This is a genomic window from Cutibacterium avidum ATCC 25577 (assembly GCF_000227295.1).
In the GTDB taxonomy this organism is placed as follows: Bacteria; Actinomycetota; Actinomycetes; order Propionibacteriales; family Propionibacteriaceae; genus Cutibacterium; species Cutibacterium avidum.
This window is the reverse complement of sequence record NZ_JH165054.1, coordinates 2,199,129-2,223,758: the sequence shown is the minus strand read 5'-3', so window position 1 is coordinate 2,223,758 and position 24,630 is coordinate 2,199,129. Positions and strand designations below refer to the sequence as shown.

Below are 24,630 nucleotides of genomic sequence, written 5' to 3'. Positions count from 1 at the left end.
GTCTCAGCCCTCCAACGCCGACGTGAAGGCCTCCATCTTGGCTCCGGTCTCGATCCATTCCTTGTCCGGGTCGGAGCTGGGCATGATGCCCGCACCGGCGTGTACCCGGACGGATCGGTTGTCCTCGGAGAACTGACCACAGCGCAGAGCCAAGGCCCACTGGCCTGACCCATCCGGCGACATCCATCCCACTGGCCCGGCGAACCGTCCTCGGTCAATGACCTCGGTCTGCTCGATGAACTGGTAGGCGAGCTCTCGAGGAGTGCCGCACACAGCTGCGGTCGGGTGGATGACGTCAACGATCTGTGCAGCATTCGACGTGCCGACCCTAGCGGTGATGTCCGTGGCCAGGTGGGTGACATTGGGCAGTTCCAGAAGGAACGGTCCTCGAACGGCAGGGTCGGACAGGCCAGCTTCAGAAAGCCGATCGGTCACGGAAGCCACCGCCAGCTCGTGCTCACGATGCTCCTTGGGATCCTGCAACAACTCATGGGACCAGGAAGGCTTGCGGGTACCGGCGAGCACCCGGCAACGGAACAGGCCATCGCGGCAATCAACGAGCAACTCGGGAGTCGCCCCAACCAGGCCGTCATGGCAGTAGGTCCAGCAGCCGCTGAACTTGCCCGATAGCCGGGACGCGACGAGTCCACGGTCCATCGGGGCGGACGCCTGGACGGTCACCGACCGCGAGAGCACCACTTTTTCCAGCTCGGGGTCCTGGGACAGCCGGGTCGTCGCGGCGTTGACGGCCTGGCCCCAGTTCTCAGCGTCAAGATCGGGAAGCTGGGTCTCGATGACCGGCAGGTCAGAATCGCCGCGATGAATCGGGGTGGGATCCGCGCAGAAGACGAGAGTGCGCTCGCCCAGGTGACGACGGAGGAGGAGGACAGCGGGGACGACGAGGAATCCGTCCTCGTCCCGGGAAAACGGGAAAGAACCGAAAGCCACGGGAGCTGCGTCAGAGTGCTGCGCAGCCCACGATGAGTAGGCATTGAACGCCTTCGCGGCAGCGCCGTGGCCGCCTGCGGTGAAGCGGGCCTGCTCGCCCCACCCGACCATGGCCGGGGCATCGTCGGTGTCGGGAGCCACCCAGATCCACGGCTCGACCTCGGGCGGGCAGTAACGACGCGCGGTATCCAACCACCGAGCCCCACTCGCAGCGGACAGGTCGACATCGCAGGACAAGGTGTGCACGAGGGGAGATGCTACTCCGGGCCTGTCGGCCGGCCGCGGGAACGGCAGCAGCGGCCTGAGTCAACGCGTCCAGGCAGATCCGTTTGCCTTGGCCTGCTCGGCTAGTCTCCTCACCTCGAGACGATCCACTTTCCCGGAAGCCAGCATGGGAATGGCCTCGACCGTCACGACGATTCGCGGACGAAGTTCCCGTGGCAGATTGACGGTGTCCCGGACACGCTCCGGTTCCTGACATCCCGTGACGACGGCCGTGACGACCTGGCCCCACCTCTCGTCGGGCAGCCCGACGACGACACAGTCCTTCACCAACCCGGTTGCGGTGACGGCATCGGCCACCTGGCTGGGGGAGATCTTGAGTCCACCGGAAATGATGAGGTCGTCGGCCCGACCATCGACGGCGAGTCGGCCGTCTCGCCAGTGGGCGATGTCGCCGGTGAGGTACCAATCATCGGCCGGTCCCTCATCGAGATACCCCGACATCACCATCGGACCAGACAGTGACACCCGACCATCCTCGTCCAGACGAACCTGCACCCCGTCGAGCGGGACCCCGTCGTAGACACAACCGCCACAGGTCTCGCTCATGCCATAGGTCAGCACGATCGGCATCCCCGCAGCTCGAGCCTCGGAAACCAACTGCGAGGAGGTCGCGGCACCCCCGACGAGAATCGCGGAACACCGCGTCAAGGCGTCACGGGCAACTGAGTCATCCATGCAGTCGGTCAGCTGGGTCGGCACCAGGGACAGATACACCCGACCGTTCGGATCCCTCCGTACCGCTTCGTCGATGGCGTCAGACAGGGCCTGAGGAGTCACCTTCCCCTCGACGACGACCACCGAGCGATCACCGGCTGCGGCCCTGGCGACGACCTGTAGACCGGCAATGTGGTTGGGGGGAAGGGCGAGCACCCAGGTTCCGGCCCCGCCAAGTCGCGCATCCGTGGCGTTGATGGACGCCAGCAGCTGAGCCGCTGAGATACCCACGAGGCGTCCGTGAGCAGAGGTCGACCCGGACGTGCGCATCACGAGCCCGACCTCATCGGGCAGGAAGACCGTCCTCCTCTCGACGTCCTCGAGGGTGGCCACTGGGTTCTCCTCGCTCCCGGCCGGCACGAGAACCGAGCGCGTTGAGCCTTGGAAGAAGCGTGTCAAGCGCTCGGTCAGCCAGACGACGTCTGTCTGGGTGCGTTCCACCCTGACGACGTGCAGTCGTGCGGTCTCGGCCATCGGGCCTCCTGTCGGGTCGTGGTGTCCAGAGGTGAGGAATCAGAAGTAGTACGGGTAGCTGGACCAGTCGGGGGAGCGGTGCTCGAGGAAGGCGTCGCGACCCTCCTGGGCCTCCTCGGTCATGTATGCCATGCGGGTTGCCTCCCCGGCGAACGCCTGCTGACCGGCGATGCCGTCGTCGACCATGTTGAAGGCGTACTTGAGCATTCGGATGGCCTGCGGGGACTTACCGGCGATCGTCAGGCCCCACTCGATGGCGATGCTCTCCAGCTCGACGTGATCGACGGCACGGTTGATGACCCCCCACCGCTCGGCCTGCTCGGCGGTGTACGTCTCCGCCAGGAAGAAGATCTCGCGGGCCCTCTTGTCACCGATCTGGCGAGCCAGCAGGGCCGAACCATATCCGGCGTCGAAGGAGCCGACATTGGCATCAACCTGCTTGAACCGAGCGTTCTCCCGGCTGGCCACCGCCATGTCGGCCACCACCATGAGGGAGTGGCCACCACCGGTCGTCCAACCAGGAATGGCGGCGATGATCGGCTTGGGGGTGGCGCGCATGAGCCGCTGCACCTCGAGGATGTGGAGACGCCCCAGACGTCCCCTGGCGATCCGCTCTCGGCGGGCGTCGGTGGCCAGGTCCTCGTCGCCGGCCGTCTCCTCGGACTCGTACTGGTAACCAGCTGCACCGCGAATGCGCTGGTCACCGCCGGAGCAGAAGGAGTATCCGCCGTCGCGCGGAGAGGGGCCATTCCCGGTCAGGATGATCGCTGCCACGTCAGGGGTGCAGCGTGCCGCGTCGATACAGCGGTACAGCTCGTCGACGGTGTGCGGGCGGAAGGCGTTGCGGATGGCAGGACGGTCGAAGGCGATCCGCACCACCGGCAGGTCCTCGCCGGCCGGGGCGTGGTCGACCTCTCCACGCGAGATAAGGCGGTGGAAGGTCATGTCGGTCAAGGGGTCGCCGGGAAGGTTGACCTCGCGCCAACGGTCTGCGTCAAAGGTGTCGGAGACGAAAGGAAGGGTGCTCACCCGGTGGAAGCTACCACCCCTGGTCAGGCAGTCTCACCTGGGACGACGAGCCAGCCACGACGCCGCGATGACACCTCCGACCGCACCGCCCAGATGGGCCTGCCAGGACACCCCAGCCTGTCCCGGAAGCACACCCCACAGCACAGACCCGTAGATGAGGAAGACGACGATGGCCACCAGGATGTCGCGCAGCCTCTTGGTGAACAGGCCCCGGACCAGCAGATACGCCAACCAACCGAAGACGATCCCGGACGCACCGAGGGTGATGGTTCCTGGCGCGCTGAAGAACCACGCGAAGAGCCCCGAGCACACCGTGATCATGAGCCCCGAGATGACCCAGGTTGATGTCGATTCCATGTAGACGAGCATGCCGAGGACGAAGAGCGGCACGGAGTTACCGGCCAGATGGGCCCAGCCGTAATGCAGCCACGGAGCAGTGAAGATTTCCCACAGCCCCTGACCGGTCCAGGAATGGATCCCGAACTGATCGAGGGTGTTGCCGAGCACGGTGTCGACGACCTCGAGGACCCACATGATCGCGACGACGACAGCCATCACCCCGGCGCTGCTGGCGATGGAGTTCGTGCGGCTCGGTGGTTCGGCCCGACGTCGGCGGACAGGAGTGGACGACGGAGGCAGGTAGGAAGTCATGTATCCAGTGTGGCAAAGAGGAATCGGAAAATTGTTGTGATTTTCCTCACAAACAACCTGACGGTGTGGTTCTATCGTTCCCAACACACGAAACGGATGCCGCAAGAGCGGTAGAAGCGTCGAGGAGGACCGTATGACGGACCAACAGGACGTCTTCGAGCCTGATCAGAGCATCATCGACAACTCCTGGGTCTCGGACTGGAAGGCGCTCGAGGAGAAGGCCAAGGCCGACCCAGTCGCTTACTGGGAGGAACGAGCCCGGGAGCTCGAGTGGTCGAAGCCGTGGGACAAGGTTCTGGATCGTTCCGACACTCCGTTCTTCAAGTGGTTCACCGGGGCCAGCACGAACATCGTCACCAATGCGGTGGACCGTCATCTCGATACCGCGCGTCGTAACAAGTTGGCCCTCATCTGGGTCGGTGAGGACACCGACGAGGTGCGCACCTTCTCCTACTTCGCCCTCAACCGCGAGGTCGAGCAGATGGCCAACATCCTGCTTTCGATGGGCGTGCGCAAGGGTGACGTCGTCACTATCTATCTGCCTCGGATGCCTGAGATCTTCTTCGCGATGCTGGCCTGCGCCAAGATCGGTGCCGTTCACTCGGTGGTCTTCGCCGGTTATTCCTCGGAGGCCCTCAACCAGCGTATTGACGGTTCGGAGTCCAAGGTTGTCATCACCGCTGACGGGTCGTGGATCAACGGCAAGGTCTTCCCGATGAAGCAGATCGTCGACGATGCGGTGAAGTTCTCACCGACCGTTGAGAACGTCATCGTGGTGCGCAACACCAAGTCCGACGTCGCCCTGGACTCCACTCGGGACCACTGGTATCACGAGCTGTGCAAGTTGCCGATTGCCAAGGGCAAGTGCCAGACCGTCCAGGTGGACGCTGAGGACCCGTTGTTCATCCTCTACACCTCGGGCTCGACCGGTAAGCCGAAGGCCATCGTTCACACTCACGGTGGCTACCAGGTTGGTACCTATACCACCCTCAAACAGTGCTTCGACATCAAGGAGGAGGACCGCTGGTGGTGCACGGCCGACCCGGGCTGGATCACCGGCACCTCCTACGTCATCTACGCCCCGCTGCTGCGCGGCGCGACCACCTTCATGGCCGAGGGCAGCCCGGTCTTCCCCTACCCGGACGTGTGGTGGTAGCTCATCGAGCACTACGGCATCAACAGCTTGTTCACCGCTCCGACGGCCATCCGCACCTTGATGCGCTTCGGTGACGCCTGGGTGCGCAAGCACGACCTGTCCAGCCTGCGCATCCTCATCAGTGCCGGTGAGCCCCTCAACCCGGAGGCCTGGCAGTGGTTCCACGACGTCGTCGGCGATGGCACGTGCGCCATCATCGACACCTGGTCCCAGACCGAGACCGGTGCCATGCAGCTGACCAGCCTCCCGACGATGCCGAAGAAGCCGGGATCTGCGGGCAAACCCATCCCCGGCCAGGAGGTCGCCGTTGTCGACGAGGAGGGCAAGGAGGTCCCGCCGGGCACCGATGGCTTCCTGGTCCTCAAGAACCCATGGCCGTCGATGCTGCGCACCCTGTATAAGGAGCCGGAGCGTTACGTCGAGACCTACTGGAAGAAGTATCCGGGGGTCTACCTCACCGGCGACTCCGCCCGTATCGACGAGGACGGCTACATCTGGATCATCGGACGTACCGACGACGTCATCAAGGTGTCCGGTCACCGCATCGGCACCGCCGAGGTCGAGTCCGCCCTCATCTCCCACCCGGCCGTCGCCGAGGCTGCCGCGATCGGTTTGCCGCACGAGGTCAAGGGCAATGCGATCCACATGGTCGTCGTGCTCAACACTGGGTATGAGCCGTCCAAGGATCTCATCGCCGACATCCGCGGCCACGTCGCCGAGACCCTCTCGCCGATCGCAAAGCCCGACGCCATCGAGTTCGTCGAGAAGTTGCCGAAGACTCGCTCGGGAAAGATCATGCGTCGCGTCCTCAAAGCTCGTGCCTTGGGAGAGGACGAGGGGGACCTGTCGACCCTGGAGGACTGAGCCACTCCATTGACGTGCGAGGGCCGGGACACCAGATGGTGTCCCGGCCCTCGTGATGGTTCTCGACGGCGTAGCTACGCCGGAGCACGGTTCCTTAGTCCATGCCAGAGGTCTCCAGGCCCTGCACCAGGTAGCGCTGCAGGACGAGGAAGACAATGACCACCGGCACGATTGCCACCAGAGCGCCGGCGAAGAGCTCGGAGTAGTTGACTCCCTGGCTCGTCATGAACCGACTCAAGGTGAGCTGGACGGTCGTGGTGTTGTCGCGAGCCACCAGCAGCGGCCACAGGAAGGAGTTCCAGGCCCCGATGAAGGTGATCGTCGACACGGCCGCGATGATTCCCTTGGAATTGGGGACGACAATGCGCCACATCGTCGTCCACGGATTGGCTCCGTCGAGGTTTGAAGCCTCCTCCAGCTCCTTGGGGAACTCCAGCAGGGATTGCCGAAACATGTAGGTCGCGAAGGCCGAGAACATCATCGGGATGATGAGGCCACGGTAAGAGTCGATCCATCCGAATCGGGTCGTCATGATGAAACTCGGCACGAAGGTGACAGCGGTCGGTACCATGAGGGTGAGTACCGTCAGACGCAACACCACCGTCGCAGCCTTGCTGCGGAATCTTGCCAGCCCGTAGCCAGCCATGAAACTGACGATGACCGTCAGCACCGTCTGGCCGACGGCCTGGATGGCTGAGTGGACCATCGCCCCAGGCAGGTTGAGGTCAGTGTCGGAGAAGAGATCCCGCAGCACCGAGAAGTCGAGGTTGTCAGGCAACCACTTCCAGTCCGCGGCGACGAAGGCCTCCGAGCTGCTGAAGGCATTGCGGAAGATGACGTAGAAGGGCAGCAGGAAGAGCAGGGCCAGGATGAACAGCACGACGATCTTGAGACCGTGCAAGAAGCGCCTCGAGCGGCCCGTGACCATGTGGGAACGTTCCTCAGCCATCGAACACCTCCTTGCGGTGGGTCTTGGCAGACTGCTTGATGGCCTTCTTCTCGCGACGCTCCTGGCCACTCATGAGCCAATTCTGGGCCAGTCCGAACAGCACGATGATGGCGGTGAGGGCGACGGTCCCGGCGCCACCCATACCGAGATCCTGGTCGGCTCCACCGACGCTGATGAGGTACAGATGCACCAGCGGGGGGCGAGCGTAGGGCGGGTAGGTGCCCGAGGAGGACAACAAGTTGTAGAACTCGTCGAAGGCCTGGAAAGCACCGATGAGCAGCAGCATGAGGACGGCCGCACTCACTCCCCGCAGCTGCGGCATGGTGACGTGACGCAGGGTCGCCCAGCGACCGGCACCGTCAATCGCGGCAGCTTCATAGCTGTCGGTGGGGATGCGGTTGAGACCCGCGATGAGCAGGATCATGTAGTAGCCGACCTGCAGCCACAACCGCAGTGAGATCAGCGCGATCCAGTACCAGTAGCCCACTCCGGACAGCCAGTCGATGTTGCTACCGCCGACCTTGCGCAGCAGGGAGTTCGCCAGGCCGAACCGTGCTCCGTTGAAGAAGCTGAGTCGCCAGACCATTGCCGCGACGACGTAGGAACATGCTGTCGGGATGAAGAAGGAGGAGCGGAAGAAGGCCCGGAACTTGCCGACGTTGTTGAGGGCCAGCGCAAGGGCCAGGGAACAGACGTAGGTGAGCGGAACGATGAAGACCGCGAAGATGATGAAGACCAGCATCGAGTTGCGGAACAGGGTGTCCGACAACAGGTTCTGGTAGTTCGCGAAACCGACGAACTTCGTGGGGGATAGGGTTGCCCGGGCGTCGAAGAATGACAGGTAGGCGCTCCAGATGATCGGGATGTAGACGAAGACCAGCAGCCCGATCAGGAACGGCGCAACGAACAGGGCAAACCAGAGGTTACGCCCCTGGTGCCCCCGAACCCGCTGCCAGAAACTGCGGGTGGGGGGCACCGAGACTGCCGACGAACTCACTTGTTGACGCGCTTGAGCTCGGCCTTGGCCGTCGACTGCACTCCGGCAAAGGCCGACTTCGGGTCTGCACCCTTCTTGACGACGTTCGTGAGCGCGGCGCTGTAGGCGTCGGAGATCTTGGAGGTCCAGAAGAGGCTCGCGGCCTTGCCATGCTTGTCGACCATCTCGGCAGCGGCCTTGCCTGCGCCGTTGTTGATCTGGGAGCACTTGTCGGTGAGGTCAGGCTGAGACGGGATGTGGGTGCCGTAGGAGTTGGCGAAGTCGACCTGCTTGTCGGTCTGATCGACCCACAGCCACTTGGCGTACTTCTTGGCGGCCTCGACGTCGTTGCTCGCTCCCTTGGCGGCGACACAGGAACCGTAGGCGCCGAAGGGCACGGCCTGCTTGCCGGACTTACCGATGGCAGGGAACGGGATGACGCCGAAGTCGTCCTTCCACTTCTTGGAGATGTCGCCCAACGACCACAGGCCGCCCCACTGCATGGCGGTCTCGCCATTGGTGAAGGGGGAGGCGTCGAACCAATCCTTGGAGGCGGCAGTCAGCAGGGCGCCGGACTTGTAGAAGTCGCGGTAAGCGGCGACGGCGTCGAAGAAGGCCTGCTCCATGAAGGCGACGTCAGTATGGTCGTCGTTGAGCTGGTCGAATCCGGAGGCCCAGATGAGAAGGTTGCCGAGCACACCGACGCCACCGTCGTTGCCAGCGAAGAAGCCGCCCATCTCCTTGGTCTTGACGGCCTTGGCAGTCTCGACGAGCTGCTCGAAGGTGGTCGGGGCCGACAGCTTGGCCTTCTCCAGGGCTGACTTGCGGTAGTAGAGCAGCTGCATGTCGACGACCTGCGGGATCGCGTAGACCTTGCCGTCGAGGGTCATGCGATCCAGCACCGGCTTCGAGAACTTGGACTTGGCGTCACCGATGGTGTCGGTGAGATCAACGACCTGACCCTTCTGAATCATGTCGAGGGTGGCGCCGTACTCGGACTCGAAGACATCAGGGATGCCCGATCCGGACAGCAGGGTGGTGCTCAGCAGCTTCATGTAGTCGGTACCGGGGTTCCACTTCACGGTAACCGTGGCGTCCTTGTAATCCTTGGCGTAGCGATTGACGGCCTGCTGGACCCCTTTCTCGCCGTATTCGTGGTACCACTGGACGATTTTTCCGGAGCCACCCGAAGCGGCGCTGGATTTCGAGCCGGTGGAGACGCTACCGGTGTTCGATCCGCATCCGGTTAGGACCGCGGCAGTGGCCAAACCGGCTGATGCGCTGAGGAAGTGACGGCGAGAGAAGATCATGACGGCAGCTTAAACCTCAAACTGTTGAAATTTCACCCGTTGATCGTGGTGTTCGCCATTCGAATAGCTGTGAACTCGTGCGGCTGAGCCGTCTCCGGCCCAGATGGCATCATGCAAGGGCCGCATTCGCACCTTGGACCTCAGGAGGACCATGACTCACGCAAACGGCGACCTGCCACAGCTCCAGGCAGCTGACGGCCCATGGAGCATCTATCTGCACGTGCCGTTCTGTGCGTCCCGGTGCGGATACTGCGACTTCAACACCTATGTGCTCGCAGCCATGGGGGAGGACGCCATCCCTGGTTACCTAGAGGCGGCTCATCGCGAGTTGGACCTCGCTGGGCAGATGTGGAGACGGCGTCCGGCGGTGTCCACCATCTTCTTCGGGGGAGGCACTCCGACGATGCTCACCCCGGCCCAACTGGGAGAGCTCGTCGATCACATCCGTACTGTGTGGGGGATCGACGACGACGCCGAGATCACCACGGAGGCCAACCCGGAAACCCTGGACGAGGATGTGCTCTCTGGGTTGCTCGCAGCCGGGATCAACCGGTTGTCCATGGGAATGCAGTCCTCCGATGAGTTCGTCCTGACGATTCTGGATCGTCGTCATCGGCCCGGGCGTGCCGTGGAGATGGCAAGGCTGGCCCGCCAGGTGGGATTCGACGACGTCAGCCTCGACCTCATCTTCGGCGCCCCCGGGGAGGACCTCGGTTCCTGGCGGTGCAGTCTCGAGGCCGCGCTGTCGGCCGAGCCCGATCACGTCTCCGCCTATTCCCTCATCGTCGAAGAGGGCACCAGGCTGGCAGCGCGCATCCGGCGTGGCGAATTACCGATGACTGACGAGGACGACCTCGCCGACAAGTACCTCATCGCCGAGAGGGTCCTCACCGAGGCAGGGTACGTCAACTACGAGGTGTCGAACTGGGCCCGGCCCCGCGACGGTCACGACCACCGGTGTCGTCACAACATGGCGTACTGGCTGGGACGTGACTGGTGGGGGATTGGTCCTGGAGCCCACTCCCACGTGAACGGGACGAGGTGGTGGAACGTCAAGCATCCCGCCACGTACCGGAGCAGGCTGGCCGAGGGTCGTCTACCCGTCGAGGACCATGAGGTCCTCGACGCGGAGCAGCGTCACGAGGAGACGGTGCTGCTGCAGCTGCGTCTGGCTGACGGGTTGCCGTTGTCCCAGCTGACAGAGGTGGAACGTCACCGGGCTGACCACGTCGTGGAGCAGGGACTTGGGGCGATCCAAGGCGGTCACCTGGTGCTCAACCTGTCCGGGCGAATGGTGGCAGACAGGATCATCACGGATTTGTTGGTGTGAGGCCATTGCGCGGGTGGTCATGCCGAGTGGGTCATTTCAGCTGGTGATGCACGGCTTGTCGTCATAGCCATGCGTGGCAATACAGTGGCTACCGTGATCGACCGGTATTCCCACGACGTCCTCGCAAGCGGCTGGCGCACCTCTCACATGAAGAAAAGCGTCGACATGCCATTGGAACTCGACATGGTTGTCGAGGATCCATCGAGCGGATACGTCGGGGCCGTCGTCGCGTGGCAGAACGGCTTGGTCGTGCTCGAGGATCGCAAGGGCAAGCGCAAGTCCTTCCCCATCGGTCCGGGTTTCTGGGTGGACGGCAAGCCCGTCAATCTGTGCATTCCCCCTCGTCAGGGCAGTGCCAGCATCAAACACACGGCGTCGGGGTCCGTTGCCGGAGCGGCTGGACCAGCTCGCGTTGCCCTTCCCAGCCGCATCTACGTCGAGGGTCGTCACGACGCCGAACTCGTCGAGAAGATCTGGGGAGACGACCTGCGCCACGTCGGGGTCGTCGTGGAATACATGGGCGGTATGGACGACCTGGTCGGAATTGTCGCCGAGTTCAAGCCGGGCCCTGGGCATCGACTGGGAGTGCTCGTCGACCATCTCGTTGCCGGAACCAAGGAATCCCGCGTGGCTGACGAGGTGAGACGCGGCGGATATGGCGAGTACGTCATGATCACCGGACACCGGTTCATCGACATCTGGCAGGCCATCAAGCCCGAGCGGATCGGACGGAAGGGGTGGCCGGAGGTTCCGATGGACGAGGACTTCAAGCTCGGCACCCTGAAACGTCTCGGCCTGCCACACTCCACCCAGGCCGACGTGGGCAAGGCCTGGCAGGCCATGTTGAAGAGGGTGCGTGACTGGCACGACCTGGATCCACGGTTCAACACCGAGATGGAGAAACTCATCGACTTCGTCACCTGTGACCACGTCGACGAGCTGGACGATGAGGAGACGGCATGAGTATCGATGCCGAGACGGTCTGCGACCTCATCCGGGACGTCAGTGCCAGGATCATCGATCCGCGGTTCCGGTCCTTGCATGATCATCAGATCCACCAGAAGAAGCCTGGAGACTTCGTCACCGACGCCGATCGTCAGGCTGAGAAGGAGCTTGGCGCGGCGCTGACCAAGCACGCCGGTGGAGTCGTCGTCGGGGAGGAGTCCGCCTTTGCCGACCCGACCATCCTCGACGCCGTTCCGGGCGCCGACCTGGCGTGGGTCATCGATCCCATCGATGGCACGAAGAACTTCGTCCACGGATCGGTGGACCACGGGGTCATGCTCGCTCAACTCATTCGTGGCGAAACGGTGAGGGCCTGGATCTGGCAGCCCCAGTACGGCCACATGTGGTGTGCCGAGCGCGGTGCCGGGGTCACCTGCGACGGTCAGGCGGTGACCCGCGACGGGTCCCGCATCCCGGTTCGCGCCGCGACGACCCACGAAGCTTACAAGATCGCCTCACCACAGGTGGAGTGGCGGATGTCGAAGTGGTGCTGCGCGGTGGACTACCCACTGATCTGCCTGGGGGAGAACGACGTCACCGCCTATCAGCACTCCCACCCGTGGGATCACCTGCCTGGCGCCCTCATGGTGCGCGAGCTCGGCGGGGTCGTTCGGACTGTCGACGGGGCCGAGTACGGGCCTCGCGAGATGTCGGGAACACTCGTCGTCGCAGCCGACGAGGATGCCTACCGGGTGGTTGCTGAACTGCTGCGCTGAGCTAGCCGTGCGGGGCCGGGCCCGCATCAGGCCAGCTGGGGAGGAACGTGCCTGGTCACCGGGGTGAGCGGGATCTCGACGGGGACTCTCTCGGCGAGCTCGGCGCGCTGCTTCATGACGGCGGTCGCATCGATCGGGTGCCCGTGGCCAGGTACGTAGACGCCTACACCATCGGTGCCGGTGATGACCGAGTCAATGGCGCGCGGCCAGCCCCGGACATCGGTCGTCTCGTCGGACTGTGGCTCTCCTGCGGTCTCCACCAGGTCCCCGACGAAGGTCACCTTCTCGTCGCGGACGATGACGACGAGGTCCCCGTCGGTGTGGGCCGGACCAGGGTGGATGACCTCGGCGCCGATGCCGACCAGGTCGACATAGGCCATCAGCGCGATGGGATGGTCGGCCCGGAGATCAGGGCAGTGAGCCAGAGCGGCCTCATGCATCCAGGTCTCAGCCCCGTCAATCCCAGGGAGTCCGCCGCTGTGGTCATAATGATGGTGGGTGACGACGACCCGATCAACCGGACGACCCAGCATGCATGCCGCCGACATCGCCAGGGCGTGTCCCTGTTCAGGAGCCGAGCCGGTGTCGATGAGGAGGACATGATCGTCACCGGCGACCAGTCCGCAGGTGACGGCTTCTGGTTTGATGACGGTCGTCCATACCCGGGCAGTGAGAGCGGACCACCGGGGAGTCTCGGGATTCGTCGACATGATCACCAGTGTGGCACGTCCCGAGGCGTGCGCTGCCAGCGAGAGAGGCAGAAGGACGCCAGGTGAACGCGATAAGGTGGCACTCGGCACCTGAGAGTGCCAAAGTGGGACTTGTACCCGATGGGATCGCGTGAGGAGGGATTGTGCTCGACGACCGCAAGCTCGACGTGCTCAAGGCCATCGTCACCGATTACGTCTCCAGTAAGGAGCCGGTGGGTTCCAAGGCGTTGGTGGAACGCCACGGGCTTCGGGTGTCCCCGGCAACCGTTCGCAATGACATGGCCGTCCTGGAGGAGGAGGGGTACGTCACCCACCCCCACACCAGCGCCGGTCGTATCCCGACGGACAAGGGGTATCGCCTCTTCGTCGACCGGATCGCCACCCTCAAACCGCTGTCCGGGCCAGAGCGCCGGGCCATCCAGGCTTTCATGACCGGAGCCGTCGACCTCGATGACATCGTGCGTCGCACGGTGCGACTGCTCGCCCAGATCACTCACCAGGTCGCCATCATGCAGTATCCGGTGGCGACGACGGCGACGATCCGTCACCTCGAGTTGGTGAGCCTGTCGACCGACCGCATCCTCATCGTCCTCATCATGTCCTCGGGGTCGGTGGAGCAGCGGATCGTGGAGCTTCCCGGTCACGACGAGCAGAATCTTGTCGCCCTTCGTACCCGGCTCAACCAGGCCCTCGTCGGTCTGACGGTGGCAGAGGCCGTCGACTCCCTCAATCGGCTTCTTGACGAACTCGGGCCGGCTGAGGGGCCGCGCGCGACCTCCGTCGTCGCGACCGTCCTGGAGATCCTCGCCGTCGACCCATCCGCCCGCGTGGTGGTCGCCGGGGTTCCCAATCTCACCGCATTCGGTGCACAGTGGGAGACGACGGTGCGTCCGGTCTTGGAGGCTCTCGAGGAGCAGGTCGTCCTGATGCGACTGCTCGGCGAGGCCACCGCTGGAGAAGCCGGTGAGGTCACGGTGCGTATTGGTGCCGAGAACACTGACGTGCCCTTCCAGTCCACCTCACTGGTGGCAAGCACATACGGATCCGACGATACCCTGTCGAGCCTCGGCGTGGTCGGACCCACCCGAATGGACTACCCCTCAACCATGGCAGCCGTGCGAGCCGTGGCCCGTTATGTGGGCCGGTTCCTGGCAGAAGGATGATCCTTGAGCAACGACTACTACGAGATTCTCGGTGTTTCCCGCGATGCGAGCGCCGACGAGATCAAGAAGGCTTATCGCCGCAAGGCCATGAAACTCCACCCCGATGTGGCCGGACCGGGATCCGAGGACGAGTTCAAGAAGGTCCAGGAGGCCTATGAGGTGCTCCAGGATCCGCAGAAACGCGCCGTCTTCGACCGTGGTGGCGACCCGAATGCCCGCATGGGCGGATTCGGGGAGGGAGGATTCAGCAGCGCTGGATTCGACTTCACCAACCTCGTTGACGCCATGTTCGGTGGTGGAACCTCCTTCGGTGGTGGCGGACGTGGGCCACGCTCACGGACCCGGCGAGGTCAGGACGCCCTGGTGCGGATGCGCCTGAGCCTGGCCGAGGCGGTGTTCGGCGTCACCAAGCCGCTGGAGGTCGACACCGCAGTTGTGTGTCCCAAGTGTCAGGGCAAGGGGGCCGAGTCCGGCTCCGAGCCCGTTACCTGCAACACCTGTCAGGGACGTGGTGAGGTCATCACGGTGCAGCGTTCCTTCCTGGGCGACATTCGCACCAGCCAGCCCTGCCCGACCTGCCGTGGTTACGGCACGGTCATCCCGGATCCGTGTCAGGAGTGCTCCGGTGAGGGACGAGTGCGCACCACCCGCACCATCAACGTCAAGATTCCTGCCGGTGTTGCCGACGGCAACCGGATCCACCTGGATTCACAGGGAGAGGTGGGGCCCGGTGGTGGCCCAGCAGGTGACCTGTACATCGAGATGACGATCAGCCCGCACGAGGTCTTCACCCGCGAGGGTGACAACCTCGAGATGGTCGTCACGATCCCGATGACGGCGGCTGCGCTGGGAACCAAGGTTCCGGTGCACACCCTCGAGGCCGATCGCGAGGACTTCGACGAGTCCCAGAAATCGGTCAGCGTCGAGGTGCCGGCAGGAACCCAGTCGGGAACCCGCATCGTCGTGCCTGAGCGGGGAGTGCCGAGGCTGCGTCGTGGCGGTCGGGGCGACCTGGGCGTCACCTTCATCGTTCAGACACCGACCAAGCTCGACTCCCACCAGAAGGACCTGCTGCGCCAGTTGGCCGAGGCCCGCGGGGAGACCAAGGTGTCGGCGTCCGTGGAGAAGTCGGGTGGACGCGGCATGTTCTCCCGCATCAAGGAAGCCTTCGGCGGATGAGTGACGCCTGCTTCCTCGGGGAGGTTGCCGGGGCCACGCCCGGGTCGGTGGTCGAGATCACCGGTGCGGAAGGCCACCACGCCGGTTCGGTGCGCCGCATTCGGATGGGAGAGTCCGTCCTCGTCACCGACGGCGTGGGCCATGCGGTGCGCGGACCTGCCGTCGAGGTGACGAAGGGATCCGTGAGCGTCGAGGTGACCGAGGTGCTCGAGGCCCCTGTCACGGCTCACCGCTGGATTGCCGTCCAGGCCCTGCCGAAAACCGACCGCGCTGAGCTTGCGGTGGCAACCCTCACCGAGATGGGGGTTCACGAGATCTTGGCCTGGCAGGCCGATCGCAGCATCGTGCGCTGGAAAGGCGACAGGCAGGCCAAGGGTGTGGCGAAGTGGCAGGCGGCTGCCCGCGAGGCCACCAAGCAGTCACGACGATTCCTCGTTCCCCAGGTTGAGCTGGCGCAGACCAAGGATGTGGTTGAGAGGATTCGCGATGCTGACGCTGCCTATGTGCTCCACGAGTCGGCCACCGAGCCGCTGGTGAACCAGGACCTGCCCGAGTCTGGTGAGGTGATCGTCATCGTCGGGCCTGAGGGCGGCATCACCGACCAGGAAGTCGAGTCCTTCGTGGCTGCCGGGGCTCATCCGGTGACCGTGTCTGATGGGGTCCTGCGGACCTCGACGGCTGGCGTGGTCGGACTGGCCCAGTTACGGGCCATAGCCGACATGGCCGAATGATCCGGAGCACAGTCGATTTCTGACATGACGATGGGGCCGGACGAATGATCCGGCCGGCCCCATCGTTGGCGAAGGGCGTTGGCTGCCATGGCGTGACGGCAGCTCAGGAGGTCACTTCTTCTTGGTGGCGCCATCAAGAGCGACGACGAGCAGGCCACCGATGAGACCAAGGTTCTTGAAGAACTGGATCTGCTCACCGGTCTTCTCGTCGCCATTCTTCTCCCAGAAGGGATGTCCGGCGAGGGTCACGGGGACGAGCTGGGCGGCCAGGATGGTGGCGGCCAGGCGCGGCTTGATTCCGAGGGCCAGCAGGGAACCGGCTGTCAGCATGGTGCCGCCGCTGACCTTGACCAGCAGTGAGGGGTCAACCTCAGGAATCTGAGAGCGGACCGATTCGGGCAGCTTCTCGAGCAGCCCGTCAACAGCGCCGGAGAGCTGATTGGCATTCTTGAACTCGGCGAGGCCCCCGGTGACGAAGATGGCCGACAGGGCGGAACGGGCGGTGAACTTGGCAAGGGACATGAATCCTCCTGACTGCTAGGTGCTACTTCCATCGTGCCCCATCAAGGCTCGCTTGGGTGGTCACGTTCGCGTTTAGGTGACGAATCCACTTCTTTTCATGGTGACAACTCAAGGACGATGGCGGCCATGGACGAGTGATTCGTGGGCGAACACCGGGGGATCAGTGGGTCAGTGCCAGGGCCAGCGGCAGGACAGGGCCTGACCCAGCTCGTCTCAACGATCGTGCGGCGACAGTCATCGTCCATCGACTGGAGATGACGTCATCGACGAGGAGAACCGGGGCACCCCCGAGGTGTGACAGGCGTGACATGAGCTGCGGACCGACGCTGAAACGGTTGTGTACGTCGCGAAGGCGGTAGGCCGAATTCGTCGATGAATTGAGTCGTGGTGCATTCTCTGCGAGATCGAGCCCGCCAAGGTCCTGGATGTGGCCGACCCGGGCAAGTCCCGAGGCCAGGGAGTCGATGAGGTGAGGTCGGGTGGCGGATGGCACTCGGACCACAGCGGCCGGACGATGCTCCCATCCCCACTCGGCCAGTACCCGGACACAGACCTTGGCCAGTGCCGGGGTGATCTCGGCGTCGTTGCGAAGCAGGTCTCTCAGCGGCCCACCCCAGCCCAGATCGGAGAGCCTGGCGATGACGCGGCCCTCCTCGGCCGTCTCGTCGGTGCTGATCCGACCCTTGAGCCCAACTCCCAGGGTGTCCATTCCCGATGGCCACGTCGTGCGAGGCTCCACAGGTACGCCTACTCGGTCCAGGGCGGCCGTCGCCGAGGATGATGCTGTTGGGTCAACCTTCGTCGGATACCACGGTCCGGTGCAGACATCGCAACGACCACAGGGAGCGGGTGAGGGGTCGTCGAGCTGACCGGTGAGGAAGACCATCCGGCAGGTGTCCAGCCGTTCGTAAGTGAGCATGGCCTGCTGCTCATCGCGTCGCGCCTGGGAGATCCGCTCGTAGCGCTCGGTGTCATGGACCCACGGCTTTCCGGTCGCCCGCCAACCACCACGAACCTTTTCGACCGCCCCATCGACCGCCATCACCTTGAGCAGCAGATCGAGCTGACTGCGTTTGATGTCAACACGGGCTTCCAACGCCGGCACCGACAGCACCTGACCGTTGGACAGTGCTCCCAGGGTGGTGTCGGCACGTTCCTGGGTAGGCATGGATGCGGTTGCGAAGTAGGTCCATATCCCCTGGTCCTCAGGACCCGGAAGCAGCAGGACGTCAGCGTTCTCAGTGGCGCGACCGGCTCGACCGATCTGTTGGTAGTAGGCGATGGGGGAGCTGGGTGCTCCCAGATGAACCACGAACCCCAGATCGGGCTTGTCGAACCCCATGCCAAGAGCACTCGTCGCGACGAGTGCTTTCACCTGGTTGTCGCGCAGAGCCTCCTCGAGGGCTGCTCTTTCCTCGGGGTCCGTGCGTCCGGTGTAGGTGCGTACCTGGTGCCCGGCCTCGACCAGTGCTCGTGCGGTGTCCTCCGCCGTGGAGATCGTCAGGCAGTAGATGATCCCGGACCCTGGCAGCTCACCCAAGTGCTGCACGAGCCAGGCCAGGCGGTCGGCCGGCCTCGACAGGTTGAGCACTCCTAGGCGCAGGGAGGCTCGGGCCAGGGGTCCGCGCAATACGAAGACGTCATGACGATCACGAGCCGGTGCGATCTGTTCGGCGACGTCCTGGACGACCCGCGAGTTGGCGGTGGCAGTCGTCGCCAGCACCGGGATGTCGTCGGGCAGTGCCGAGACGAGATCACGGATGCGTCGATAATCGGGTCGGAAGTCGTGGCCCCAGTCGGAGATGCAGTGAGCCTCGTCAATGACGAGCATCCCGAGTCGTCTCACCAGATCAGGCAGTTGCTCATTGGCGAATTGTGGATTGACGAGTCGTTCCGGAGACACCAGCAGGACGTCGACCTCGTCAGCATCGAGCCGCTGGATGATCTCGGCCCACTCGGTGACATTGGTCGAGGAGATCGCGGCGGCCCTTACCCCAGCGCGCTCCGCTGCAGCCACTTGGTCGCGCATGAGGGCGATGAGAGGGGAGACGATGAGGGTCGGCCCTGAACCCGTGGCACGCTGAAGCAGGGTGGCGACAAAGTAAACCGCCGACTTTCCCCAGCCGGTGCGCTGGACGACGAGCGCTCGACGATGATGGGCGACGAGAGCTTCGATGGCCTCCCACTGTCCGGGGTGGAACTCGGCATCATCACGACCGACGAGCCGGCGCAAGATTGCCAGTCCGCGGCTGTGCAGGTCGCGGTTCGGTGTCTCAGACGTTGTCGTCATGGTCCCTCCTCTCACCCCTCATCCTGACCGGAACCACCGACAGTTTCGTGCCGCGGTCCCGGAACGCCAGGAGAACAGCGAGGTCAGAACGGCAACGGCAGTTGGTCGATGACTTCCTGGGCCTGGGACTGCTGGGTCGAGACGATGCTGCCCAACCATTCGATGACAGCCTCTTGGGTGGCTTCGTCGAATCCCTGCACGACGTCGAGGTACTCGGCGCCACTGTTCGCGGCTGCACCACAGGAACGCACCACGTCAGCCGGAGCCGGCGCATCGACGACGGACAAGATGGACAGGAAGACGTCACGGCTCTCGATCAACTGAGCTCGGCCTGCGTCGGTCGGCCGGAGCTTGCCGACGAGGGACTCGAGCCTCTTGACCCGCTCGGCACGCGCCGAGGCGAGGTTGTCGAGGGCTCCCTGCCACACCAGCCCGGACAGCCGGTCGTGCGACATGAAGAGGCGACGAATCTGGCGGTACCAGGCCTCCAGGGCCGACAGGTTGCCGAGGTAGGTGACGTTGTGGGCGATGATCCTGTCGAGCTTGGCGTAGCTGGCCGGGGTCACCGGACGCTGCCTACCGGCGGGCGGAGGAGCGAGGACGAGCTGGTCGTCATCGGGGATGTCGTCACGCAGGATCGACCCAGCCCCGACCACGGTTCCGAATCCGGTCACCACCGGCCCAACGGTGCCTCCCTGACCACCGAGAAAGATCGGGTGCTGATTGAGCAACACCCCATGCGGGACGTCACCGAAGAGGGATGCCGTCGTCTTGTCGCCGTCAGGAGTGAAGTTGAAGTGAATGTAGGACGACCCGACCTCGGAGTGATCCGACCGAGAGGTTCCTCCGGCCATGAGGACGTCACAGAAGTTGATGAGGCTGCCGAGGGTGACGAATGGCAGCAGAATGGTCTGCTTAAGGCCGACGGTGTGGGCCCCACTGGCCTCTTCCTCGAGGATGGTGCCGCCACGGACGTGCGCGCCCGATGCCATATTCGCCCCGGCCAGGAAGACGGCGTCCCGGGCGAAGCCGCCCTTGAGCTTGACCCCGGTGCCGAGCTGGCAGTCCTGGATCGTCATGGGGGTTTCGTCGCCGAGCACGCACCCGGCGGAGATGACCGTGCGACGGCCACGAATCCGACATCCGGGGCCAATGAAGACCCCGTCGCCACTGATGTTGTCGACGTCGACGCCGTCGTCAATGTCGACGGTCAACGGATTGGGGATGCGCGCCCCCTTGTCGATGAGCTTGGCCACTTTCTCCAGGCCACGCGGTTGCAGCGCAGGGGAGTTGACGTCCATCGATGGTCCTTTCGGGGTGGCGGTTCGTACCGACCAGCGTAGTCAGTCGTGCTGACGGCCGCGGGCCATGACGAGCCAGGCCGCTGCGACGACGAAAGCCATGCCGACCATCTGCACCGGGGTGAGGGTCTGGCCCAGGATGAAGAATCCTGCGGTTGCGGCCACGGCCGGTTCCATACCGGTGAAGACGCCATAGACCGTGGTGTCAATGTGGCGCAGGGCGTACATCTCCAGGCTGTAGGGCAGGGCGGAAGACATCAGAGCCACCACGAGACCCATGAGGAGGTGACGGGGCCGGACGAGGTCAACCCCCTGGGCAACGAATCCGATCGGCAGCAGGACGACCGAGTTCAGCGCGATGGCCCACCACAACCCCTCGAGCTTCGACCAACTCGCCCCGACGAGCTGTGCTGACTTGGCGTAGAGGGCCCAGAAGATACCGGCGGTGAAGGCCAGCAGGAGGCCGAGAATGCTGATGCTGGCCCAATCGGCATTGAGGGCCCCGGAGACCCCGACGACACCGCCCAGAGCGAGCAGGATCGCCAACCAGTCACGCACTGAGTGGCTTCCCAGGGCGGCCATCCCCAGTGGCCCGAGGAACTCGACGGTCACTGCCACACCCAGCGGCAATCGCTCCAGGGAGAAGTAGAAGGCGGTGTTTAAGCCGCCCAGGGCGATGACCAGAGCCAGCACCCTCATCCAGTCGTCGCGGGTGTGGTCGTGTAGATGAGGTCTGACGACAGGGGCCATGAGAAGGGCGGCCAGCGACATTCGCAACGCAACGGTTCCCAGCGGTCCCACCTGAGGGATGAGGGTGGCAGCCAAAGCTCCCCCGATTTGAACTGAGAGGACAGCTCCTAACATGAAAAGAACTCCGCGCACGGGGCCCACCATAGTGGCGCACCTGCCACGATCATGGCGCTGCTGTCGGCTCGTCGCGCCCTGGAGGGTCTGGATCGATGCCCCACACTCGGTGTATCGGTTCTGTGGCTGACCTCAGCGCGGCACCACCAGGGCGAATCCTGACAGGAATAGGCCGGTGAAGATGCCTCCGGAGCGTTCTTGGGCTTTCTTGGCTGCTGATGGGTCCACTTCTTTGATCATGGCTCCGGTTTGCAGATCGTAAAGTCTGATGACAGGACTGTCGGTGGCGGTGTCGACCACCCCGACGGTTTTACCTTGGATTCGGAGTGGAATTCCCTGATCTGCGGCCAAGTGGGTGTTCACGATGAGGCGGGATTTTCCAGTGGTCAGGTCAGTGGCCACGACTTGCCCGGACAGGAGGGTCCAGATGAATTCATGTCCCATGATGACCGCGTCTGAACCGGTAGGGCCCATGCTGTCTTCGCGGACTCCTCCGCCGTCGATCGTATTGAGGGGTTTCCCGTGTTCATCGATGATCGGGATCTGCCGGGCTGATCCTGTTTTCAGGTCGAAGAATGCCAAGGTGGTTTGCGGGTATGTCGCCTTTTTGTTCCATGACGTTGCTCCCAGTCGCACGACAAGATCCTTCCCGTGACATGCGAGGCCGCTTTCGGGGGTCAACCCCCACCGGGGTGTCATAAGAGGCCCGAGGTCTACCGTCTTGTGGTGCTGTCGGTCGATGCGGAAGAATTGCACTCCTGAAGGGCTATGGTATGTGTTGTAGGAAATCCCATATATCTGATTGTTGCACATTGTAATATCAGACACCCAGTGTGGTATGTGCATTGATGTGCCATCGGTGAATTCGAGAAGGAATGTATATCTGTCGGGATTTGATGAATCGTCGCCCCAATTCGACAAGAATGCAAATTCTCCGGCACCGAGAGGATAGGGGTAGATGAATTGCGAATCTGATACGTAAGGATCTTTTCGGGGTATGATCCTGGTTCCTGATTTCCCCATGACGTACATGTTGGAAAAGTCAATGAAGGCGACATTTCCGTCACTATCGGAGCTAGCGCTGGTGTATCGGGGTGCGTTTTCAAGTCTTTTGAGTTCATGGGTGGTGTCGCCGTCGAGGGACAGAAAACCCGGGCGATTGAAGATGGGGGAATCTGGTTGGCTCCAGGATGTGGCGATCCTGACATCGGCATGAAGCGTATCGGCTTCACTGATGGAACTCGTTCTGACTTTTCCGCACGCACTGGTTGTAATGAGACAGATCACCGCGACCATGCAGGTCGCGAACCTTGTGCGCTTGTGTCGATTGCGTGTTGCTCTCATGGTGATTGGCGCGGTTTTCATCCTCAGTACTTCCCGGAGGTGAGCCACATCGCTCACAGCGTAGCCACAGGCTAGCAGTAGGGGCCGTACCGGAGAGGGGCAGGGTGGTTTCCCTGGTCCCCTCTGGCCCGGCGCGCCCAGGGGGGACTCGTCAATACAATGACGCCCATGCCATTCGGATTCGACGTCACCTCGCACCTCGACGACTCCTATGGGCGCACTGGCGTCATCCACACCCCGCACGGTGATATCGAGACCCCGGCCTTCGTCGTCGTCGGGACCAAGGCCACGGTCAAGTCCTTGCTGCCTGAGTCCGTGGCGCAGCTGGGAGCTCAAGCCGTTCTGGCCAACGCCTATCACCTCTTCCTACAGCCGGGTCCAGACCTCGTCGACGAGGCCGGCGGACTGGGACGGTTCATGAACTGGACCGGCCCAACCTTCACCGATTCCGGCGGCTTCCAGGTGCTCAGTCTCGGCGCCGGGTTCAAGAAGACCCTGGCGATGGACGTCTCGGAGCTCACCGAGGAAGACGTCATTGCTGCCGACGCCGACCGCAAGGCCATGGTCGACGACGACGGCGTCACCTTCCGCAGCCCGCTCAACGGTGACCTCCATCGCTTCACCCCTGAGGTGTCGATGGGGATCCAGCACCATCTCGGTGCGGACATCATGTTCGCCTTCGACGAGCTGACCACGCTCATGAATACCCGCTCCTACCAGGAGGAGGCGTTGGAGCGGACGCGACGGTGGGCCGAACGCTGTCTCGCTGAGCATCGTCGCCTCACCGAGGCCCGGGTCGGCAAGCCGTACCAAGCCCTCTTCGGGGTCGTCCAGGGTGCCCAGTACGAGGACCTGCGCCGCAAGGCCTGCCGGGATCTGTCGCAGATGGAGATTGACGGCCAGCGATTCGACGGCTTCGGCCTGGGAGGTGCCATCGAGAAGGTCAATCTCGGGCGGATCGTCACCTGGTGTGCCGAGGAACTGCCGGAAGATCGTCCCCGTCACCTGCTGGGCATCTCCGAGCCTGACGACCTCTTCGCCGCCTGCCGTGCGGGTGTCGACACCTTCGACTGCGTCAACCCTTCCCGGGTGGCCCGCAACGCCGCCATCTACACCGTCGATGGGCGCTACAACGTCAACACCGCCCGATTCCGGCGTGACTTCGGTCCGTTGGAGGAGGGCTGCGACTGCTACACCTGCACCCATTACTCCCGTGCCTACCTCCACCACCTGTTCAAGGCGAAGGAGATGCTTGCCAACACCCTGGCGACGATCCACAACGAACGCTGGACGGTTCGGCTCGTCGATCAGATTCGCGCTGCCATGCGGCATGGAGAGCTCGACGCTCTCGAGACCGAGTTCATGGGTCGCTGGAATATCAACGGTGGAAGGTTGGTCAAGGCCAACTGATATGCCTGTTCTCCCTCATTCCCGGCCTCGCGACGGAAGAGACTGAAGGCGCCACTCGTGACGCTCGCGAACGCGAGAGTCGATCGTGGCCTTCGTGGCGATGGACGCCCTTGACGTCGATGACGACGTCGAGGTGGGGTCACTGATAATGGTCGGTCGATTCGATCGGCTCCCTCGACCAGGGTGATGATTGACGGGATGCCCGAGCGGGTCGAGGTCCTGGGCGGCACCATCGCCTCGTCGAATTCCGTGGTTCCACTCAGATCGACCGTCTCCTCGAGATCATCGTCACCGAGCCGATGAACCGTGGCGGACTGATCAAGCTGGACCATCTTCGCCCGAGCTTGAGCGGGATCTACCGAGAGGTGTCCCAGTGGGACCTGGCTGTCAGCGAGGTAATGGACAAGATCGAGGTGGTTCGGGCTGCTGATGAGGCCGAGGCCGATCGCAGGTTTCAGGGTGACGGCTGGTCTTCATTCCACTGCGCATGCTCGGTCATCGCGCGCGGCGGTGGCCCTTGTCCTCATGGCGTTCTCCGTGCTCACAGGAGAAAGGATCTACCGACACTCGATCTTGCAGACGAACGGCCGGGTCAGCGTCGAGAACGCTTGGAGGCCGAACGAATTCGTGGCGCGACGTTCGAAGGTGCTGGTGTACGGGACTGTCAGCGAAATCTGCCAAAAATCGGCCCGACACCATGATGGCAACG

21 protein-coding genes and 4 pseudogenes are annotated in these 24,630 nt (G+C 63.6%); 12 read left to right on the top strand and 13 right to left on the bottom strand.

Annotated elements, in window-relative coordinates; genetic code table 11:
• Positions 1-3: 3 nt before the first annotated feature.
• From HMPREF9153_RS09950 to HMPREF9153_RS09935, 4 genes are read right to left on the bottom strand one after another with little or no spacing between them, the layout of a single operon-like run.
• Entirely contained in the window at positions 4-1,194 is a 1,191-nt protein-coding gene (locus tag HMPREF9153_RS09950) for an isochorismate synthase (protein ID WP_004811699.1), read from the bottom strand.
• A 60-nt stretch (positions 1,195-1,254) separates the two neighbouring features.
• Positions 1,255-2,421 carry an AMP-binding protein gene (locus tag HMPREF9153_RS09945; RefSeq protein ID WP_004811697.1) on the bottom strand — a complete coding sequence of 389 codons (1,167 nt, stop codon included), beginning with the start codon at positions 2,419-2,421 and terminating at the stop codon, positions 1,255-1,257.
• Positions 2,422-2,460: 39 nt separating this feature from the next.
• Positions 2,461-3,450 carry a 1,4-dihydroxy-2-naphthoyl-CoA synthase gene (locus tag HMPREF9153_RS09940; RefSeq protein ID WP_004811696.1) on the bottom strand — a complete coding sequence of 330 codons (990 nt, stop codon included), beginning with the start codon at positions 3,448-3,450 and terminating at the stop codon, positions 2,461-2,463.
• 33 nt (positions 3,451-3,483) lie between these two features.
• Positions 3,484-4,005 carry a rhomboid family intramembrane serine protease gene (locus tag HMPREF9153_RS09935; RefSeq protein WP_036980159.1) on the bottom strand — a complete coding sequence of 174 codons (522 nt, stop codon included), beginning with the start codon at positions 4,003-4,005 and terminating at the stop codon, positions 3,484-3,486.
• A gap of 229 nt (positions 4,006-4,234) precedes the next feature.
• Between HMPREF9153_RS09935 and HMPREF9153_RS12790 the strand changes: the two are divergent.
• The 3 genes and pseudogenes from HMPREF9153_RS12790 to HMPREF9153_RS12785 all read left to right on the top strand — a co-directional run.
• A pseudogene (locus HMPREF9153_RS12790) lies at positions 4,235-4,405 on the top strand (acetyl-coenzyme A synthetase N-terminal domain-containing protein); the annotation flags it as partial.
• Between the two features lie 60 nt (positions 4,406-4,465).
• A pseudogene (locus HMPREF9153_RS09930) lies at positions 4,466-5,572 on the top strand (AMP-binding protein); the annotation flags it as partial.
• A gap of 66 nt (positions 5,573-5,638) precedes the next feature.
• The gene (locus HMPREF9153_RS12785; RefSeq protein WP_370882837.1) at positions 5,639-6,121 is read left to right on the top strand and encodes an AMP-binding enzyme; all 483 of its coding nucleotides are present in this window, start codon (positions 5,639-5,641) and stop codon (positions 6,119-6,121) included.
• A 94-nt stretch (positions 6,122-6,215) separates the two neighbouring features.
• On the opposite strand, the gene HMPREF9153_RS09925 is transcribed toward HMPREF9153_RS12785, so the two are convergent.
• The 3 genes from HMPREF9153_RS09925 to HMPREF9153_RS09915 are packed head-to-tail and all read right to left on the bottom strand — an operon-like array spanning position 6,216 to position 9,356.
• Positions 6,216-7,070 (bottom strand): carbohydrate ABC transporter permease, encoded by an 855-nt coding sequence (locus tag HMPREF9153_RS09925; protein WP_036979794.1) that lies wholly within the window; start codon positions 7,068-7,070, stop codon positions 6,216-6,218.
• The gene (locus tag HMPREF9153_RS09920) at positions 7,063-8,067 is read right to left on the bottom strand and encodes a carbohydrate ABC transporter permease (protein WP_004811684.1); all 1,005 of its coding nucleotides are present in this window, start codon (positions 8,065-8,067) and stop codon (positions 7,063-7,065) included. The genes HMPREF9153_RS09925 and HMPREF9153_RS09920 overlap by 8 nt, the downstream gene beginning before the upstream one ends.
• Entirely contained in the window at positions 8,064-9,356 is a 1,293-nt protein-coding gene (locus HMPREF9153_RS09915) for an ABC transporter substrate-binding protein (protein WP_004811683.1), read from the bottom strand. The genes HMPREF9153_RS09920 and HMPREF9153_RS09915 overlap by 4 nt, the downstream gene beginning before the upstream one ends.
• Positions 9,357-9,507: 151 nt before the next feature.
• Between HMPREF9153_RS09915 and hemW the strand changes: the two genes are divergently transcribed.
• The 3 genes from hemW to HMPREF9153_RS09900 all read left to right on the top strand — a co-directional run bounded on the left by hemW (position 9,508) and on the right by HMPREF9153_RS09900 (position 12,407).
• The gene (gene hemW, locus HMPREF9153_RS09910) at positions 9,508-10,686 is read left to right on the top strand and encodes a radical SAM family heme chaperone HemW (RefSeq protein ID WP_016667415.1); all 1,179 of its coding nucleotides are present in this window, start codon (positions 9,508-9,510) and stop codon (positions 10,684-10,686) included.
• Between the two features lie 84 nt (positions 10,687-10,770).
• Positions 10,771-11,649 carry a DUF3097 domain-containing protein gene (locus HMPREF9153_RS09905; RefSeq protein ID WP_171048644.1) on the top strand — a complete coding sequence of 293 codons (879 nt, stop codon included), beginning with the start codon at positions 10,771-10,773 and terminating at the stop codon, positions 11,647-11,649.
• Positions 11,646-12,407, top strand: a complete 762-nt coding sequence (locus tag HMPREF9153_RS09900) for an inositol monophosphatase family protein (protein WP_004811680.1) — start codon at positions 11,646-11,648, stop codon at positions 12,405-12,407. The genes HMPREF9153_RS09905 and HMPREF9153_RS09900 overlap by 4 nt, the downstream gene beginning before the upstream one ends.
• Before the next feature lie 26 nt (positions 12,408-12,433).
• On the opposite strand, the gene HMPREF9153_RS09895 is transcribed toward HMPREF9153_RS09900, so the two are convergent.
• On the bottom strand, positions 12,434-13,117 hold the full coding sequence (locus tag HMPREF9153_RS09895) for an MBL fold metallo-hydrolase (protein WP_016667416.1): 684 nt from the start codon (positions 13,115-13,117) through the stop codon (positions 12,434-12,436).
• A gap of 143 nt (positions 13,118-13,260) precedes the next feature.
• Between HMPREF9153_RS09895 and hrcA the strand changes: the two genes are divergently transcribed.
• From hrcA to HMPREF9153_RS09880, 3 genes are read left to right on the top strand one after another with little or no spacing between them, the layout of a single operon-like run.
• Positions 13,261-14,280: a heat-inducible transcriptional repressor HrcA gene (hrcA, locus tag HMPREF9153_RS09890; protein ID WP_004811678.1), complete on the top strand. Its 1,020-nt coding sequence runs from the start codon at positions 13,261-13,263 to the stop codon at positions 14,278-14,280.
• Positions 14,281-14,283: 3 nt separating this feature from the next.
• The gene (dnaJ, locus tag HMPREF9153_RS09885; protein ID WP_004811677.1) at positions 14,284-15,459 is read left to right on the top strand and encodes a molecular chaperone DnaJ; all 1,176 of its coding nucleotides are present in this window, start codon (positions 14,284-14,286) and stop codon (positions 15,457-15,459) included.
• Positions 15,456-16,190 carry a 16S rRNA (uracil(1498)-N(3))-methyltransferase gene (locus HMPREF9153_RS09880; protein WP_004811676.1) on the top strand — a complete coding sequence of 245 codons (735 nt, stop codon included), beginning with the start codon at positions 15,456-15,458 and terminating at the stop codon, positions 16,188-16,190. The genes dnaJ and HMPREF9153_RS09880 overlap by 4 nt, the downstream gene beginning before the upstream one ends.
• A gap of 111 nt (positions 16,191-16,301) precedes the next feature.
• On the opposite strand, the gene HMPREF9153_RS09875 is transcribed toward HMPREF9153_RS09880, so the two are convergent.
• From HMPREF9153_RS09875 to HMPREF9153_RS09855, 5 genes are all read right to left on the bottom strand, one after another.
• A complete protein-coding gene (locus tag HMPREF9153_RS09875; protein WP_004811675.1) occupies positions 16,302-16,712 on the bottom strand; it encodes a DoxX family protein in 411 nt (136 codons plus the stop codon).
• A 160-nt stretch (positions 16,713-16,872) separates the two neighbouring features.
• Entirely contained in the window at positions 16,873-19,002 is a 2,130-nt protein-coding gene (locus HMPREF9153_RS09870) for a RecQ family ATP-dependent DNA helicase (RefSeq protein ID WP_004811674.1), read from the bottom strand.
• Positions 19,003-19,085: 83 nt separating this feature from the next.
• Positions 19,086-20,303, bottom strand: a complete 1,218-nt coding sequence (locus tag HMPREF9153_RS09865; protein ID WP_004811673.1) for a hypothetical protein — start codon at positions 20,301-20,303, stop codon at positions 19,086-19,088.
• 42 nt (positions 20,304-20,345) lie between these two features.
• The gene (locus tag HMPREF9153_RS09860; protein WP_004811672.1) at positions 20,346-21,197 is read right to left on the bottom strand and encodes an EamA family transporter; all 852 of its coding nucleotides are present in this window, start codon (positions 21,195-21,197) and stop codon (positions 20,346-20,348) included.
• A gap of 102 nt (positions 21,198-21,299) precedes the next feature.
• The gene (locus HMPREF9153_RS09855; protein ID WP_238993154.1) at positions 21,300-22,532 is read right to left on the bottom strand and encodes a hypothetical protein; all 1,233 of its coding nucleotides are present in this window, start codon (positions 22,530-22,532) and stop codon (positions 21,300-21,302) included.
• A gap of 147 nt (positions 22,533-22,679) precedes the next feature.
• Here HMPREF9153_RS09855 and tgt point away from each other — a divergent pair, with 147 nt between their 5' ends.
• The 3 genes and pseudogenes from tgt to HMPREF9153_RS12355 form a co-directional block, all read left to right on the top strand.
• Positions 22,680-23,921: a tRNA guanosine(34) transglycosylase Tgt gene (tgt, locus tag HMPREF9153_RS09850; RefSeq protein WP_174266643.1), complete on the top strand. Its 1,242-nt coding sequence runs from the start codon at positions 22,680-22,682 to the stop codon at positions 23,919-23,921.
• A gap of 118 nt (positions 23,922-24,039) precedes the next feature.
• Positions 24,040-24,155 (top strand): annotated as a pseudogene (locus tag HMPREF9153_RS12780) (sensor histidine kinase); the annotation flags it as partial.
• A gap of 232 nt (positions 24,156-24,387) precedes the next feature.
• Positions 24,388-24,554, top strand: a pseudogene (locus HMPREF9153_RS12355) (ABC transporter permease); the annotation flags it as partial.
• Positions 24,555-24,630: the final 76 nt, after the last annotated feature.